Source organism: Kribbella sp. NPDC058245, assembly GCF_042882005.1.
In the GTDB taxonomy this organism is placed as follows: Bacteria; Actinomycetota; Actinomycetes; order Propionibacteriales; family Kribbellaceae; genus Kribbella.
Genome location: NZ_JBHVWY010000021.1, coordinates 133,423 through 147,424, shown reverse-complemented (window position 1 = coordinate 147,424; position 14,002 = coordinate 133,423). Strand labels below are relative to the sequence as shown.

The window sequence follows — 14,002 nt, the reverse complement described above, 5'->3', positions numbered from 1 at the left end:
TCACGAAAACTACCCTAAGGCACGGTGTTGACCTTACTGTGATCTGTTGTGTCTACCGCCCCCACAATTCCCGCGCTGCCCCATGCCCACCTGACGCTGACCGACTTCGAAGGTCTCGCCACCACGGTCGCCGGCTATCCGTATGTGAAGCTCGTGCTCGACCAGGAGACCTCGACCGTCCACCTCATCGACGGCGCCGACCGGCTGCTGCATGTCCAGTACGTCGCCGAGCGGATCCTCGGGATGACGCGCGCCGAGCTGGCCCGGAACCTCGACGCCTTCAACGACTCGGTCTACCGGGCCGCCGACCGGCGGTTCCTGCTTGGCACGCTCGCGTTGCACAACCGGCCGGAGTACGGCGGTCAGTTCTTCAGCCTGGAGACCGTCGAGGTCGACACGATGAATGCCGACCTACTGCACGCGTTCTACCGGACGGTCCGCGTTCTCGTGGACGAATCCATTCCGGTACTGCTGAAGCCTGCCAACCACCTGCAGGAGAGCTTCCCCGCTGACGACGTGCCGCGGATCCTCGCCCACGAGCTGTACTCGACCGCGCCGTACGTTCCGCTCAATCCTGGTACGACGTCCGGCCGGCTGCGCGTCTTCACCTCCGAGAACGCGTACCGCACGACGAACGAGCCCGTGCGCTGGTACGACGTCCTGGTGATGGACCGGATGCCGGATGACATCCCGCGGATCTCGGGGCTGATCAACTCCCGGCACACCACTCCCCTGTCGCACACCAACGTGCTCGCGGCCGGCTGGGGAATCCCGAACGCCATTCAGATCGGTGCGCTGGCCTCGCTCGCCGGGCTGGACGGTGCCTGGGTCGAGGTGATCGTGGACGCTGCGGCTCCGGCGGTCGCGGTACGCGGAATCGACCGGCCGGACTCGATCGACGCCGGCCCGTCCTGGGCGATCACGCAGGTCGACATCGGCAAGCCCGACCTGGCAGCCGCGCAGATCCTTCCGCTGGACGAGCTGCGATCCACGGACGCGCACCGATTCGGTACGAAGGCGGCGAACCTCGGCGAGCTGACCGCCGTACTGCGGGATGGATCGCCATACTGGCTTGGGTTTTACGCGGCGCCGCGCCCGCCGCGGCCGCACCTGCTCGAGTACCTGGCTCGGCACCTGGAGACCACCGGCATCGACCAGAGTGAGCTGTCGCAGGCCGCGCTGCGGATGATGAAGGAGCATGTTGTCGTGCCGCGCGGGGTTGCGCTGCCGTTCGCGCTGCAGCAGCAGTTCCTGGAGTCGTCACCGGCGATCCAGCAGACCATCGGCAAGCTGAAGATGGCGCTCGCCCTCGGCGGCGAGGTCGACGAGTTGTGCGGTGAACTCGGGGCCCTGATCCGCGACACCCCGCTGCCCGCGGATCTGCGCACGCTGATCGAGGACGCCGTACTGCGGCACCTCACCGGCGCCGGCCGGGTCGTCGTCCGCAGCTCGTCGAACGCCGAGGACCTGATCGGCTTCTCCGCCGCGGGCATCTACGAGTCGATCCCCGAGGTCGAGTCGATCGAGGACGTCGTGCACGCGATCCAGCGGGTCTGGGCATCGCTCGTCACCACGCGCGGCGTTCTGCTCCGCGACGAGGCCGGCATCGGGCTGTCCGACTGTTTCATGGGTGTCGTCATTCAACAGCAGCTCGACGGTGCACTCGGTGGCGTCATGGTCACCACGAACCCGCTCGACCGACGGGACTTCCGTTCCGTCCTGCTCAACCTGGCCCGCAACTCGGTCGACGACGTCGTCTCAGGCGCCGGTGATCCGTTGCAGCACCTCTACAACACGATGGAGGGCGGCAGCCGAACGGTTGCCCTGGGCACCGATGGCGTCGACGTGGACGACCAGGCGAAGGTGACGCTGGGACGGCTCGCGCTGATCGGACGGTTGCTGCAGGCCCATTTCGCGGGCGCCGACGGACCGGTTGACGCACCGGTGGACGTCGAGTGGCTCGTCGACGGCGATCGGATCGTGCTGCTGCAGTGCCGTCCGTACCAGCTCGCCGCGTGAGCGCCGTGAAGCCGCCGACCGCCGCCGCGGCGCGGGTGATTCGTCGCTACAACGCCTTCCAGCTGTTCTCCGGGCTGCTGTGGTGGCTGCCGGTCTTCTACGTGTTCCAGCGATCCGCCGGGCTGTCGGACACCGAGATCTTCTCCATCCAGAGCATCTTCTATCTGGCGTTCTGCCTGTTCGACATCCCGACCGGCATGATCGCGGATCGCTTCGACTACCGGCGCTGCTTACAAGGTGGCGCAATCATTCTCGTGGCTGCCAACCTGATCCCAGTGTGGGCGCCGACGTTCGCCGGGTTCCTTGCGCAGTTCCTGCTGATCGCGCTGGCCCACTCGCTGTTCTCCGGGGCAGGGAGTGCCTACCTGTACGAGTACCTCCAGCGGACCGGGAACGAGACGTCGTACCAGGGAGCTGAAGGGTCGGCTCGGGCGTGGACGCTGATCGGCCGGATCGCCTGTCTTCCCGCGGCTGGATTCCTCACCGCTTGGTGGGGACCGTCGGCGTACGTGTTGTCGGCGGTGACCTGTGGGATTGCGGCCGTGATCGCGTTGGGCTTCCCGGCGCTGCCTGGGGCTGGTGAGCACTCGAAGATCGAGCCTGTTTTCCCGGCGCTGGCTGGTGCATTGCGTTCGCTGGCGAAGTCGAAGCGGTTGATGCTGCTGATGGCTCAGGGCATCGCCGTGTTCACACTCGTGCGGATCGGGCAGGCGAATCTCTTCCAGCCGATCCTGGAATCGAAGCACCTTCCGCTGCACTGGTTCGGCGTACTGATGGCTGCCACGACTGTGTTCGAAGTCGCAGGGGCGGCACGATCCGCCGTACTGGCACGGTTCGGGCAGATCCGAGTGGTGCTCGCACTGACTGTCTTGATGGCGTTCGCGCTGGCCTCGGTCATCCCGTTGGGGCTGGTCGGGACGATGGCGTGCCTCGCCGTGTTCTCGCTGGCGTCCGGACTCGCGTTCCCGGTGCAGCGCAAGCTGGTCAACCAGGCCATCACCGAACCGGCCCGCCGCGCGACCCTGCTGTCGGTCGAGTCCCTCGCCGACCGGGCCGTCTGCGCACTCGTCGTGTTCATCATGGGCGGCTTCCTCGCCCGCGGGGCGATGTCCGGCTTCCTGATCGCGCTCGCCGCTGCGGTCACGGTCGCGATGGTCGCCCTCGCCGTACTCGTCACTCGCAGCCGCGATCGCGCGGCCACCAAGGAGAGCCTCGCGTGAAGAAGATCCTGTACGTCTACGTCAAGGGTGGCGCACCGCTGGAGACCGCGTTCCCGCGGCTCGCGGCCTGCGGTGAGCTCCACGTGCTCGCGCTGTCGCCGCTGCCCGAGGCGGCCAAGGCCATCTGGGAACCCTGCTGTACGTCGATCACCGTGCACCCCGGTGGGCTGACGCCGGGCGAGCCCGTGGTCGAGGCCATCATCGCGCACGCCGAGTCCATCGGTGCGGACGCGTTGTTCACCTTGTCCGAGTTCGCCGTACTGGCAGTTGCCAACGCTGCGGATCGGCTCGGCCTGGCTGGCGCCGGTCCCGGGATCCGCGTGGCGCGCGACAAGCGGCTGATGCGGCAGGCCTGGCAGGCTGCCGGTGTGCCGATCCCCCGCTTCCGTCGGGTCGATTCGGCCGCCGACCTCCGCGGTGCGTTGGCTGCACTCACTCCCCCGCTGCTGCTCAAGCCCGCCTGGGGTGCGGGTTCGGTGGCTCAGCTCGTGCTGACCTCGCAGGATCAGGTCGCCGATGCGTGGGCGGAGATCGAGCAGGCGCTGGAGCGCGGTGGCCAGGTCGGCATGAACGAACTGTTCGAGCAGAACACCGACGGCGACCGGCTGGTCGAAGAGATCATGGACGGTACGACGGAAGGCTGGTACGACGAGGACGGGTACGGCGACTACCTGAGTGTCGAAGGTATCGTTGCCAAGGGCATCTACCATCCGTTGGCGATCACCGCCAAGCTGCCGACAGTTCCGCCGTACATCGAGGTCGCCAGTACGTCGCCGTGTGTCCTCCCGGAGGAGCTGCAGCGACGGATCGAGGACGTCTCGCGGCGCGCGGTCGACGCGCTCGGTCTGGACACCTGCGGCACGCACACCGAGCTCAAGCTGCGGGCGGACGGTGAACTGGTGGTGATCGAGGTCGGCGCACGGTTCGGCGGACTGCTCACCACCCGGCAGGTCGAGATCGCGTTCGACCTGGACCCGATCGGAATGCTGATCCGCGAGCAGCTCGGCGAGGCCGTCGGCTACCCGCCGGCCATGCTCGTCGAAGGCGGCCGCGCCGCGGCCTCTGTCGCGGTGGTACCGGCCAGCGCCGCGGGCGTTCCGTGGCAGACCCAGCCGTTCTGGGATCCCGAGCGGGTGGACTGGTCCACCCTTCTCTCCCCTGGAAGCACCGTCGAGCCTGTGCCGGCGTTCATGCTGCCGAACGGCACCCAGGTCCCTGAATTCGATCCGTCCGGTGGATCGCGGAACTGGCTGGGCGTCTTCCTCCTCACCGCGAACGACGCCCCCACCCTGCTCCGCGACTGCCGCGCAATCCTCGACGGTATGGAGACCGCGCTGGCGACGACTCAGCGGTAGCGGGTCGCCAGCTCGGTGCTCTGTCCGCCGAACGCGGCGAGGTCAGCCTGGAAAACGGCGTCGAGGAGGCGAACGTCTTCCACTCCGGGGGCAGCCACGACCTCACCGAGTTCGAGTCCGCGGAGGCCGGCCGTGACCACATCCGCGGCGGTCATCCGCGGGATGGCGCTGAGGTCCATCCCCTGCCGGGTGTGGAACTCGGTCGCGACCACGCCCGGGCACAGCACCTGCACCTGAACGCCAGTGCCGTCGAGTTCCGCGCTCAGCGCCTGCGACATCGCGACCAGGTGCGCCAACGAACCGGCGTACGTCGCTCGTCGTGGCATCACGGACTTGTCCGCCGGACCACTGAACGCGATCATCCCGGCGACGTTGATGATCGCGCCGGCACGCCGCGTCTGCATCGGGCCGACGGCGGCGCGGGTGATCAGGGTCGGCGCGAGTACCTTCACGCTCAGCAGTTCGCGCGCTTTGTCGGCGGGCAGGTCAGCCATCGGCATGTAGTGCGCGACACCGGCATTGTTGACGAGCAGATCCAGCGGCTCGCTGGCAGCAAGGCCGGCCACGGTCGCGATGCCGTCGTCGGTCGCCAGGTCGGCGACGACGCCAGTGACCGACACCTCCGGATGAGCGGCGGCGAACTCGTCGAGCCGCTCCTTCCGGCGGCCGACCAGGATCAGGTTGTAGCCGTCTGCCGCGAGGCGTTCAGCGAAGGCAGCGCCAATACCAGAGGTGGCGCCGGTGACGAGAGCAATTTTGTTCATGTCTTCACAGTGCGCTCGCGGTCCTCGGACAGGTAGTCGCCTCTCCGTCCTAGGACTGTCAGGGCCAGGCAGTCCGCAGCTTGTGCATACTGGGAGCGATGGCGCGAACAGGCCTCGGCGAGGCACTCATGAACTGGCGGGCAGCAGTCGCGCCCGGCGACGTCGGCCTGCCCGGCAACGGAGCCCGCCGTACGCCGGGACTCCGCCGCGAGGAACTCGCCCAGCTGGCCGGGATCTCGGCCGACTACCTCACCCGCCTGGAACAAGGCCGAGCCGCCAACCCCTCCGCCCAGGTGGTCGAGGCCTTGGCCCGCACACTGCAGCTCAGCACCGACGAGCGCAGCCACCTCTACCAACTGGCCGGCCTGGCCACGCCCGCATCCGATCGCATCCCCAGGTCCATTTCCCCAGGCGTGCAACGGATGCTGGAGCGACTCAACGACACGCCAGTCGCCGTCTTCGACGCCATGCTGACCGAACTGCACGCCAACGCCCTGTACGTCGAACTGATGGGCGAGCGTACCGGCAACGAACGCAACGCCGCCTGGCGCAACTTTCTCGGCACCGCCGGCCGCATCCGCCAAACCCCGGAATCCCTCGGCCTCCTGCAAGAACTCCAGGTCGCCGACCTCCGCCGTACCGCAGGCCGCTACCCCAACGACCCCAACCTGCACGCCCTGATCGACGAACTCCGCCGCCGCTCCAATCGCTTCGACCACCTCTGGGAATCCGGAGCAGTAGCCGAACACCAGGCCACCCGCAAAACCATCGACCACCCCCAAGCCGGCCCCATCACCCTGGACTGCGACGTACTCCAAGTAGCCGGCGACGACCTCCGCATCATGGTCTACACCGCCGAACCAGGCACCGAAGACGCCACCAAACTAACTCTCCTCACAACCGTCCACACCTGACCAGCCCCGAAGCACCTGCCAAGCGGCCTCCTCCCGCACGGCAACCACATCCCGTCAGCCCCGATACACCGCGGAGCGAGGTCGCGCCTCACCGACCAACCCGTCAATCCCGCACACCAACAGTTGCCAAGCGATGTCTTTCCCGCACGGCACCACAGCCCGTCAGCCCCAGGCAACGGATAACGCGATCGCCGACCGCACCATCCCCCTCAGCCACCGCCTCGCTCAGCCACCCGTCTTTTAGTCGGCCGCAGCGGCGATCAGCCACGGCGCCCCGTTCCCGGCCGAGTCGCTCCCTGGCCGCCCTGCCACTCAACCGCCTCCGGCGGTCGACTTAAACCTTCGGGCGCGCCAGTAGATGGCTGGGGTGGATGGTGCGGTCGGCGACCAAGCTGGGCGTTGCCTGGGCTTCCGGGCTGTGGCTGAGGTGCGGGACGCCGAGACCTTGCGCGATGGGTGACTTTTTCGGGTCCAGGCGCCGAAAAACTCACCCACTAACGCAGTCCGACAACCTCCCCCGTTCCCACCCCCGCCAACTGAGCGAACCTACGTCCCGACCCGACGGTCGTGAGGCACCTTGAGCACCGTTCAACCACGCAACGCCCGCCGAAAGGTTGAACCATGCTCAAGGTCACCGACCCACCTTGAGCACCCGTCAACATCGCCCGGCAGATGGACGCCCCGGCGAGTGGATCACCCGGGCGGGTGGATCGCTGACCACGTATCGCGGGGGGTGCGCACCCCCTGTGGTGGGCGTGAACAAGCTATGACCTGTCCACACCCCCCATTTCTTGTTCAAGCCCCCAGTTGCGGGCGCGCGTTCGGCCGCCGGCGGCGGCCACTAAAGCCTTCGGGTGCGGGAGGTAGCTGGCTGAGGGGGATGGTGCGGTCGGCGACCTGGCTGGGCGTTGCCTGGGCTTCCGGGCTGTGGCTGAGGTGCGTGATGCTCGAGGGATCTTGCGCTAGTCGGGAACTTTTCGGGTCCAGGTGACGAAAAAGTACCGGCTAACGTCATGGGCAGTGTGGGCAAGTTGAGTGCGCAATCAGCCCACACCAACAGCCCACACATCCGTTGTAAATAAGGGGTTCTCGGCTCGAAAACTGTCGGTGGGCGTGGCTATGCTTTTCGGTATGGAGATCTTGGCGATGCGCCCGGTGTGCATGCAGAGTGGCAGCGAACTGCTGACCAACCTCGACAACGTGCACGCCGCCAAGGCCCTGCTGAACACCTACGAACTGCAGCTCACGGGGCGGCTGGACGAGACGGGCACCGCCCAAGAACTCGGCGCCCGCGACACCGTCGAACTCGTGTCACAGCGATACCGGCTCAACCCCGGCGACGTCCGCAAAGACCTCAAGTATTCTGCCGCCCTCGGCAAGTACCCGGCAGTGGTGGACGCGCTGCCCGACCCCACCGACCCGTCACATCCAGCGGTCCTGGATCCCGCGCTGGCCAAGGTCATCGTCACCACCCTGGAGAAGGCACCCGCCACGGTCCCGGTCGACGTACTCGAGGTCGCCGAAGAACAAATGATCAACGCCGCCCGGATCTCCAACCCCCGCGAACTCACCAAGTTCGGTCAGGAGGTCCTGGCGCGGCTGGACACCGATGGTGCTGAGCCGGCTGAGGACGAGGCGCGGGCGAAGGAGTCGCTGCGGGTGCGGCAGGTCGACGGTGGGGTGAAGTTCTCGGGGTTCGTGGCTGGTGCCAGCGGTGAACAGTTGCTGACCCAGATCCACGCCGGCGCCAAGCCGCACAAGACGATCGACGGAGAACGCGACCCGCGGCCGCTTGAGGTCCGCCAGGTCGATGCCTTCAAAGGGGTCCTGGATGCCGCCGCAGGCAACCCGGACCATCCCGGCGTACCGCACATCACCGTCACCATCGACTTCAACGACCTCAAAACCCACCTCGGCACAGTCACCGAAGCCGCCGCCACCAACACCCCCGCCCCCACCCCGACCGGCGGGACCGGGTCGACAAGTGCACCCGGTCCGGCTGGTACGCCCAGCACAACCGACAGCACGAAAGCGGCCGGTACGTCGGACGCGGTCGGCATGGCCGGTACGACGGGCGCGGTCGGTTCACCGGATGGTGTGGGTGCGGTGCGTTCGTCGGGTGCGGTGGGTGAAATGGTGTTCGGAGGCAACCTGTCGGCCTCGGCAGTGCGGCTGCTGGCCTGTGACGCCGCGATCCTGCCCATCGTTCTCGGCGGCGACTCCCAGCCGCTAGACGTCGGCACCGAGCAACGCTTCGTGAACAGATACATCCGCCGGGCCTTGAACAAACGCGACAAAGGCTGCGTCGTATGCAAAGCACCACCGTGGATGTGCCACGCCCACCACCTGATCCACTGGGCCGACGGCGGCCCCACCAGCCTCCACAACCTCGCCCTGCTCTGCGCCGCCCACCACCGCGCCGTCCACAACGGCCAATGGGCCATCTCCATCACCGGCGGCCAAGTCCACGTCACCCGCCCCGACTGGGCCGACCCACCCGCCACCAACCCCGCCGACCTCGCCGCACTGCTCGCATGGGCCACCCCTGCCCGCAACCCCGCCGAAGCCGACACGCCCAACCCAGGCACCACCAGCACAAGCCACGCCCACACCGGTACGAATGTCGCCAACGCAACCTTTGATCCCTGGGCAGGCACCGCCACCGCCACCGCAGACAGCCCCAGCGCCAGCGCGAACGGCGCCAGTGGCAGCGCAGGTTCCAACCCGAACGGAGCCAGTACTAGTGCGGGTTCCAGTGCGGACTGGCCCGATATCAGCACCAACCCGGCTTCCTGGCAACATGACGCGCTCCCCTCCACCAGGAGACCGCACGACCCGGGACGTGCCGCCTCTCGCGAGGCCCTCCAGACCCGGTTGCTGTTGCCGGCACCCAGCGATTGCGATCCCTGGGCGACCAACCCCGCACCAGCATCCGGCCTGTAAGCCCGCGACCCGCCCGGGCTCTACATCGCCACCAACATGGAGCCCGCCCACGCCTGCATGCCCTGACCCCACCAGGTGACCCCGGAACCCGCAAGGGACCGGGGCATGCGGCATGCCGTCCACCGGGCCGCGGTTCACGACATACCCAAACTGCAGCGCACGACCGACCGGACTACATGAGCCCGGGCATCCTCAACCTCGCCGTCACCACCTGAGCGAGCAGACCGGCCCCCACGCATCCGTACCTGCCCACAGCCCGGAAGCCCAAGCAACGAACAAGCCGGTCGCCGACAGCACCATCCACCTCAGCCACCGCAACGCCCAGCCACCCGGCCTTTAATCGGCCGCAGACAAGCTCAACCACAGCGAACGTCCCCGGCCGAGCCCCGCTGACCTCGGCTGTGGGGTGCGGCCTTCGGGCTAGGCGTGTTTATGAGGCGGGCCGTTCTGGGGTGCGACCACAGCCCTTCAGCGCAGGCAGCGGAGGAGTCGGTTGCTGGCAGCAACCATCCACCTGGCCCATGGCGGCGTCTCGGCGCCCTGCCTTTGGACGGCGTAGCAGAGCGGCCGAGTGGTGACGTGTGCCCGGCCGTGGGCCTCGGCCAGGTTCGGAGCGACCAGCGCCTCGTGGTCGTTCGCCGTCCAGTCACGGTAGGCGGCCCGGTCCTTGCGCCCGAGACCGACCAGTACGTCGATGTCGCGGCCGGTGGGCGTATGCACCACGGGGGAACTCATGGCGTTCGGTCTGGCGTCACAGGTTCAGACCGGTGCCGTGGATCCCATGTGTGTCGATGAGCGCGAGCTCGGCGCTCGTCAAGGGTGGGAAGGTCAGCGCCTTCAGGTTGTGGTCGAGCTGCGCGGTCGAGCTCGCACCAATCAGCGCTGACGTGACCTCGGGCCGACGAAGCACCCATTGCAGGGCGAGCTGGGCCAGCGACTGCCCGCGGGATTCGGCCAGCTTGTTCAATTCCGCCGTACGGCGCCGATAGGTGTCATCGATGACGTCGGGTGAAAGGAATGCACTGTTCTGGGCCCGTGCACCCTCTGGAATGGCGTTCAGATACTTGTCGGTGAGCAGCCCTTGGGCGAGCGGACTGTAGACGATCACGCCGAAGCCGTTGCGCTCGGCCGTTTCGAGCAGGCCGTCGGTCTCAGGTCGGCGGTCGTAGATGGAGTACCGGCTCTGATCGATCAGCAGCGGGACGCCAGCAGCACGCAACAGCGTCGCCGCGGCCTCGGCCCGGTCGGGCAGATAGTTGCTGATGCCGACATACAGCGCCTTGCCTCGCTCGACTGCGCTGACCAGTGCGCCAACGGTCTCCTCAAGTGGCGCATCCAGGTCGGGACGGTGGTGGTAGAAGATGTCGACGTAGTCGGTCCCCAGATCGCGCAGGCTCTGGTCGAGCGAGGTCAGCAACGACTTGCGTGATCCGCCGCTCTGGTACGGCCCCGGCCCGATCGGGTTTCCCGCCTTCGTCGCCAGAATCAGCTCATCCCGGTACGGCGCCAGGTCCGTCGCCAGCAGGCGGCCGAAGGTCTGTTGCGCAGCGCGGTGCGGTGGGCCGTAGCGGTCGGCGTTGTCGAAGTGGGTGATGCCCAGATCGAAGGCATGCAAGAGGATCTCGCGCTGCGTGGCATACGAGTAGTCCGTGCCGAACTTCTGCCAGAGCCCGAAGGAGAACGCCGGCAGCTTCAGTCCCGAATTCCCGGTACGGCGATAGTCCATCGTCTCGTATCGCGTGGTCATCGGAGCTGGAACCCCCGATCGAGCAGCGCCGCCCGCAAATGCTCACGGCCCTTCAACCCGGAAACACTCCCGAACCGATGCGCCACCCGCTTCGCCCAGCCCTCGGGAAGCCCCTCGGACGCATAGAATCCGTTGAGCACATCCTCGTAGCTCTCAAGATGAGCGGCATCCAGCGTGTACTGCTCCTTATGCAGTACGGCGTCCTGTGGCAACCGTGGCTTGACCGCCGTCGGCGCAAGCTCATCCGGGTGACCGACCGTCAGCCCGAAGACCGGGAACACGTTGGGCGGCAGGCCGAGCTCGGCGGCCACCTCCAGCGGCTTGTTGCGGATAGCACCGACGAACACCGTGCCCAGTCCAAGCGACTCCGCCGCCAGGGACGCGTTCTGCGCGGCCAACGCGACATCAATGAACGACAGCAGCGCGGCCTCGACGAAGTCCGCGCCCTCAGCCGTCGACGACCCCGCACTCGAAGTCACCTGGCGGGCTCGAGCGAGGTCCGCCAACCAGACCAGGAACAGCGGCGCCTGCGCGATGAACTCCTGCTCCCCCGCCAACTCCGCCAACCGCCGGCGCCGCGCATCGTTGCGGACCGCCACCACACTCCACAGCTGCAGGTTGCCCGAGGTGGGCGCCGACTGCGCCGCTGCGATCAACGCGGACAACGTCTCGTCGGACACCTCACCTTCCGCCCGATATCGCCGTACCGACCGATGCGCCAACTGCTGCGCCAGCACCTCGGTCCATTGCGCAGGCGGCTCGCCGACCACCTGCCCGCCATATCGGAGCCGGTACGACGCCTCTGCACTCACACTCATGTACACCAACTTAGAAGACATTGGCCCCCAGTTGGGCCTGTCTCACAACGTGACGATGTCGCGCGCCTGACGATCCGGTCGACGGGTATCACTGACGCGGCGCCGCCGAGCTGACACGACTCGGTGGCGCCGCCTCGGTCTGTCCAGCGGTCAGTGCTGGGGGCGGAATTTGACGGTGCGCCCGTTCAGCGGTTGGAGCGGGCGGCTGTCGCCGTCCGGGAAGCGGGACTGGAAGTGGGCCAGCGAGGTCGACTTGATCTCGCGGATGTGGTTGAGCACCAGCCAGGAGACCGGCTCGGTGTAGGGATCGGTCGTCAGCGAACCGTCGTACCGGAATGTCGACAGGTCGGTGGGGAGAGCGGCGGCCAGGTTCGCACCGCGCAGCTGGACGTTCTCGGAGCACTCGACCGGGACCGTGGCGAGCGCCTGGTCCTGCAGGGTGCCGCCGTGGCCGCCAGTGGCGATGAAGAGACCGATGACGAGCTTCTCGCCGTTCGGGCCGAGGTGGACCCAGTGCTGTTCGAGCGGGAACTGGTGACCGTCGAGTCGGTGCTCGGAGCGGGTGTGGAAATGGAAGTTGGCGAGGTCGTAGCGGATACCGCCGAGCGTCACCCAGGCGGCGCCGGCCGGGACCTCGGCCAGCACGGTCTCCTCGGCAGTGCGGTGCTCGCAGCCCTCAGGCTGGCCGGAGTCCTTGCGTTCGTAGCGGATCTCCAGGTCGAGCGAATGCGGGTAGTGCACGTGCAGAGCGGGCAAGTCGTGACTGACGACAGCACCCGCGCGGTGGATGTCGATCGGGCTCTGGTGCAGCAGCGTCGTGGCGGTCGCTCGGCTCATCAGCGCGGGAGATGCGATGGCGGCGGCAGCGGCTGGTACGGCGAATAGGACGGAACGCCGGGTCAAACCGGACATGGGTTTACTCCAACTGTGGGCAGAAGGCGACCGGCCTCATCCGGTCGCCTTCAGCAGTATCTGCCTGGTCCCTCACGCGGACGGCAACGCCCCCGGCCGCCTGCCCGAAGGTGCCATCGTTGTGTTCGTGCGGTCCACTCTCGGCCGCTTCCGCATACTCGCTGCGAGACTCGGTCCATGGAGACTTACGCGACTCTGGCCGGCCGTTACGACCAGTGGAATCTGTCGGTGGCAGGACGGTTCCAGCAGGACGTCGTACTGGCCGAGGTCGGTGGGCTGGCCGGGCGGACCGTGCTCGATGTCGGTTGTGGGACTGGTTTCTACAGCCGGTTGTGGGCCGCGCAAGGCGCCGACCGGGTGGTCGGTGTCGACCTGTCCGAAGAGATGATCGCGATTGCGGAGTCGGTCCCGGGCGAGATCGAGTACCTGATCGGCGATGCCACGCTCGGCGCGCAGGACGGCCGGTTCGACCTCGTGACGGCGATGTGGCTGGTGAACCATGCGCTGACGCGGGCCGAGTTGGAGGCCATGCTCAAGGGGTTCGCGGTCGCGGGTGACGATCTCCTGCTGGTGACCGCCAACGCCGACTCCGACTGGGATCTGCTGGGTTCACACGGTGGGCGGTACGGCGTGCTGCAGGAGCCCAACGGCCCGGCGGTCGACGGCCGGCAGCCCTACAAGGCCACGATCTCCTACGCCGGCGGCAGCTTCAGTTTCCAGTCCGGCAGCTGGGCGACCGACGTACTGGTCGAAGGCCTGCACGCTGCGGGATACAAGTCTGTACGGCGAGTTGTGCCCGGCGGGGACGCGCCGACCGAACTCGTCGACGCGCCGCCGTTCATGATCCTGCGGGCCTCGGCTTGAGCAACTCGGCCAGCTGCAGGGTGTCTTGCAGGTAGCGCTCGTAGGGGAAGCCTGCCTTCACCAGATAGACGCGCAGTTCCTCGACGAGTGGCTTGCCATTGTCATGGAAGGCCTTGCGCCCCGTCTCGGTGATCGTGACCAGGCGGCGCCGGCCGTGGTCGGGGTCGGTGACGACCTGGACGTAGCCGGCGGCCTCGAGTGGTTTGAGGGCGCGGCTGATCGCCGGGTCGGAGACCGCCATCGCCTGCGCCAGCCGGTGCTGAGTGGCCGGCTCGATGTCCTCCAGCGTGCCCAGCAGCCGCAATTGGCTGTAAGTGAGGCCGTCGGCGTCGTCGGTGTTCCGGCGTGCCGCCTCCCCAATCATCAGCACGACACGGTGCAACAGGTCAGCCAGTCCGTCATCCATGGAGCCGAGCATACACGAGTCTTGACTTGTTAATATTAAC

12 protein-coding genes are annotated in these 14,002 nt (G+C 67.4%); 6 read left to right on the top strand and 6 right to left on the bottom strand.

Translation table 11 applies throughout. The features are described 5' to 3' along the window. Nucleotides 1-48 precede the first annotated feature (48 nt). Genes ACFVWG_RS37115 through ACFVWG_RS37105 form a run of 3 tightly spaced genes read left to right on the top strand, consistent with a single transcriptional unit; the run spans nt 49 to nt 4,594 of the window. Nucleotides 49-2,019 (top strand): PEP/pyruvate-binding domain-containing protein, encoded by a 1,971-nt coding sequence (locus ACFVWG_RS37115; RefSeq protein WP_391548177.1) that lies wholly within the window; start codon nt 49-51, stop codon nt 2,017-2,019. Next, the gene (locus ACFVWG_RS37110) at nt 2,016-3,239 is read left to right on the top strand and encodes an MFS transporter (RefSeq protein ID WP_391548176.1); all 1,224 of its coding nucleotides are present in this window, start codon (nt 2,016-2,018) and stop codon (nt 3,237-3,239) included. The genes ACFVWG_RS37115 and ACFVWG_RS37110 overlap by 4 nt, the downstream gene beginning before the upstream one ends. Then, nucleotides 3,236-4,594, top strand: coding sequence for an acetyl-CoA carboxylase biotin carboxylase subunit family protein (locus tag ACFVWG_RS37105; RefSeq protein ID WP_391548175.1), 1,359 nt, complete (start codon nt 3,236-3,238; stop codon nt 4,592-4,594). The genes ACFVWG_RS37110 and ACFVWG_RS37105 overlap by 4 nt, the downstream gene beginning before the upstream one ends. Here the strand turns inward: ACFVWG_RS37105 and ACFVWG_RS37100 are convergent. Beyond that, on the bottom strand, nt 4,585-5,358 hold the full coding sequence (locus ACFVWG_RS37100) for an SDR family NAD(P)-dependent oxidoreductase (protein ID WP_391548174.1): 774 nt from the start codon (nt 5,356-5,358) through the stop codon (nt 4,585-4,587). The genes ACFVWG_RS37105 and ACFVWG_RS37100 overlap by 10 nt on opposite strands. Nucleotides 5,359-5,456: 98 nt before the next feature. Between ACFVWG_RS37100 and ACFVWG_RS37095 the strand changes: the two genes are divergently transcribed. Together ACFVWG_RS37095 and ACFVWG_RS37090 are read left to right on the top strand one after the other, a co-directional pair. After that, nucleotides 5,457-6,272 carry a helix-turn-helix transcriptional regulator gene (locus tag ACFVWG_RS37095; RefSeq protein ID WP_391548173.1) on the top strand — a complete coding sequence of 272 codons (816 nt, stop codon included), beginning with the start codon at nt 5,457-5,459 and terminating at the stop codon, nt 6,270-6,272. A gap of 1,131 nt (nt 6,273-7,403) precedes the next feature. After that, on the top strand, nt 7,404-9,215 hold the full coding sequence (locus tag ACFVWG_RS37090) for a DUF222 domain-containing protein (protein WP_391548172.1): 1,812 nt from the start codon (nt 7,404-7,406) through the stop codon (nt 9,213-9,215). Between the two features lie 468 nt (nt 9,216-9,683). On the opposite strand, the gene ACFVWG_RS37085 is transcribed toward ACFVWG_RS37090, so the two are convergent. From ACFVWG_RS37085 to ACFVWG_RS37070, 4 genes are all read right to left on the bottom strand, one after another. Beyond that, nucleotides 9,684-9,950 carry a hypothetical protein gene (locus ACFVWG_RS37085; RefSeq protein ID WP_391548171.1) on the bottom strand — a complete coding sequence of 89 codons (267 nt, stop codon included), beginning with the start codon at nt 9,948-9,950 and terminating at the stop codon, nt 9,684-9,686. Nucleotides 9,951-9,966: 16 nt separating this feature from the next. Continuing rightward, entirely contained in the window at nt 9,967-10,962 is a 996-nt protein-coding gene (locus ACFVWG_RS37080; RefSeq protein ID WP_391548170.1) for an aldo/keto reductase, read from the bottom strand. Next, a complete protein-coding gene (locus ACFVWG_RS37075) occupies nt 10,959-11,780 on the bottom strand; it encodes an NADPH-dependent oxidoreductase (protein ID WP_391548169.1) in 822 nt (273 codons plus the stop codon). Before ACFVWG_RS37075 ends, ACFVWG_RS37080 begins: the two co-directional genes overlap by 4 nt. Before the next feature lie 150 nt (nt 11,781-11,930). Continuing rightward, on the bottom strand, nt 11,931-12,692 hold the full coding sequence (locus ACFVWG_RS37070) for a carbonic anhydrase family protein (protein WP_391548168.1): 762 nt from the start codon (nt 12,690-12,692) through the stop codon (nt 11,931-11,933). A gap of 177 nt (nt 12,693-12,869) precedes the next feature. Here ACFVWG_RS37070 and ACFVWG_RS37065 point away from each other — a divergent pair, with 177 nt between their 5' ends. After that, nucleotides 12,870-13,556, top strand: a complete 687-nt coding sequence (locus ACFVWG_RS37065; protein ID WP_391548167.1) for a class I SAM-dependent methyltransferase — start codon at nt 12,870-12,872, stop codon at nt 13,554-13,556. On the opposite strand, the gene ACFVWG_RS37060 is transcribed toward ACFVWG_RS37065, so the two are convergent. Next, a complete protein-coding gene (locus tag ACFVWG_RS37060) occupies nt 13,531-13,962 on the bottom strand; it encodes a MarR family winged helix-turn-helix transcriptional regulator (RefSeq protein WP_391548166.1) in 432 nt (143 codons plus the stop codon). The genes ACFVWG_RS37065 and ACFVWG_RS37060 overlap by 26 nt on opposite strands. Nucleotides 13,963-14,002 lie beyond the last annotated feature (40 nt).

Bases quoted from the DNA above. Each gene is read 5' to 3' on its own strand.
- ACFVWG_RS37080 (WP_391548170.1), bottom strand. From the start codon at position 10,962: ATGACCACGCGATACGAGACGATGGACTATCGCCGTACCGGGAATTCG.
- ACFVWG_RS37065 (WP_391548167.1), top strand. From the start codon at position 12,870: ATGGAGACTTACGCGACTCTGGCCGGCCGTTACGACCAGTGGAATCTG.
- ACFVWG_RS37075 (WP_391548169.1), bottom strand. From the start codon at position 11,780: ATGAGTGTGAGTGCAGAGGCGTCGTACCGGCTCCGATATGGCGGGCAG.
- ACFVWG_RS37095 (WP_391548173.1), top strand. From the start codon at position 5,457: ATGGCGCGAACAGGCCTCGGCGAGGCACTCATGAACTGGCGGGCAGCA.
- ACFVWG_RS37085 (WP_391548171.1), bottom strand. From the start codon at position 9,950: ATGAGTTCCCCCGTGGTGCATACGCCCACCGGCCGCGACATCGACGTA.
- ACFVWG_RS37060 (WP_391548166.1), bottom strand. From the start codon at position 13,962: ATGGATGACGGACTGGCTGACCTGTTGCACCGTGTCGTGCTGATGATT.
- ACFVWG_RS37070 (WP_391548168.1), bottom strand. From the start codon at position 12,692: ATGTCCGGTTTGACCCGGCGTTCCGTCCTATTCGCCGTACCAGCCGCT.
- ACFVWG_RS37090 (WP_391548172.1), top strand. From the start codon at position 7,404: ATGGAGATCTTGGCGATGCGCCCGGTGTGCATGCAGAGTGGCAGCGAA.
- ACFVWG_RS37100 (WP_391548174.1), bottom strand. From the start codon at position 5,358: ATGAACAAAATTGCTCTCGTCACCGGCGCCACCTCTGGTATTGGCGCT.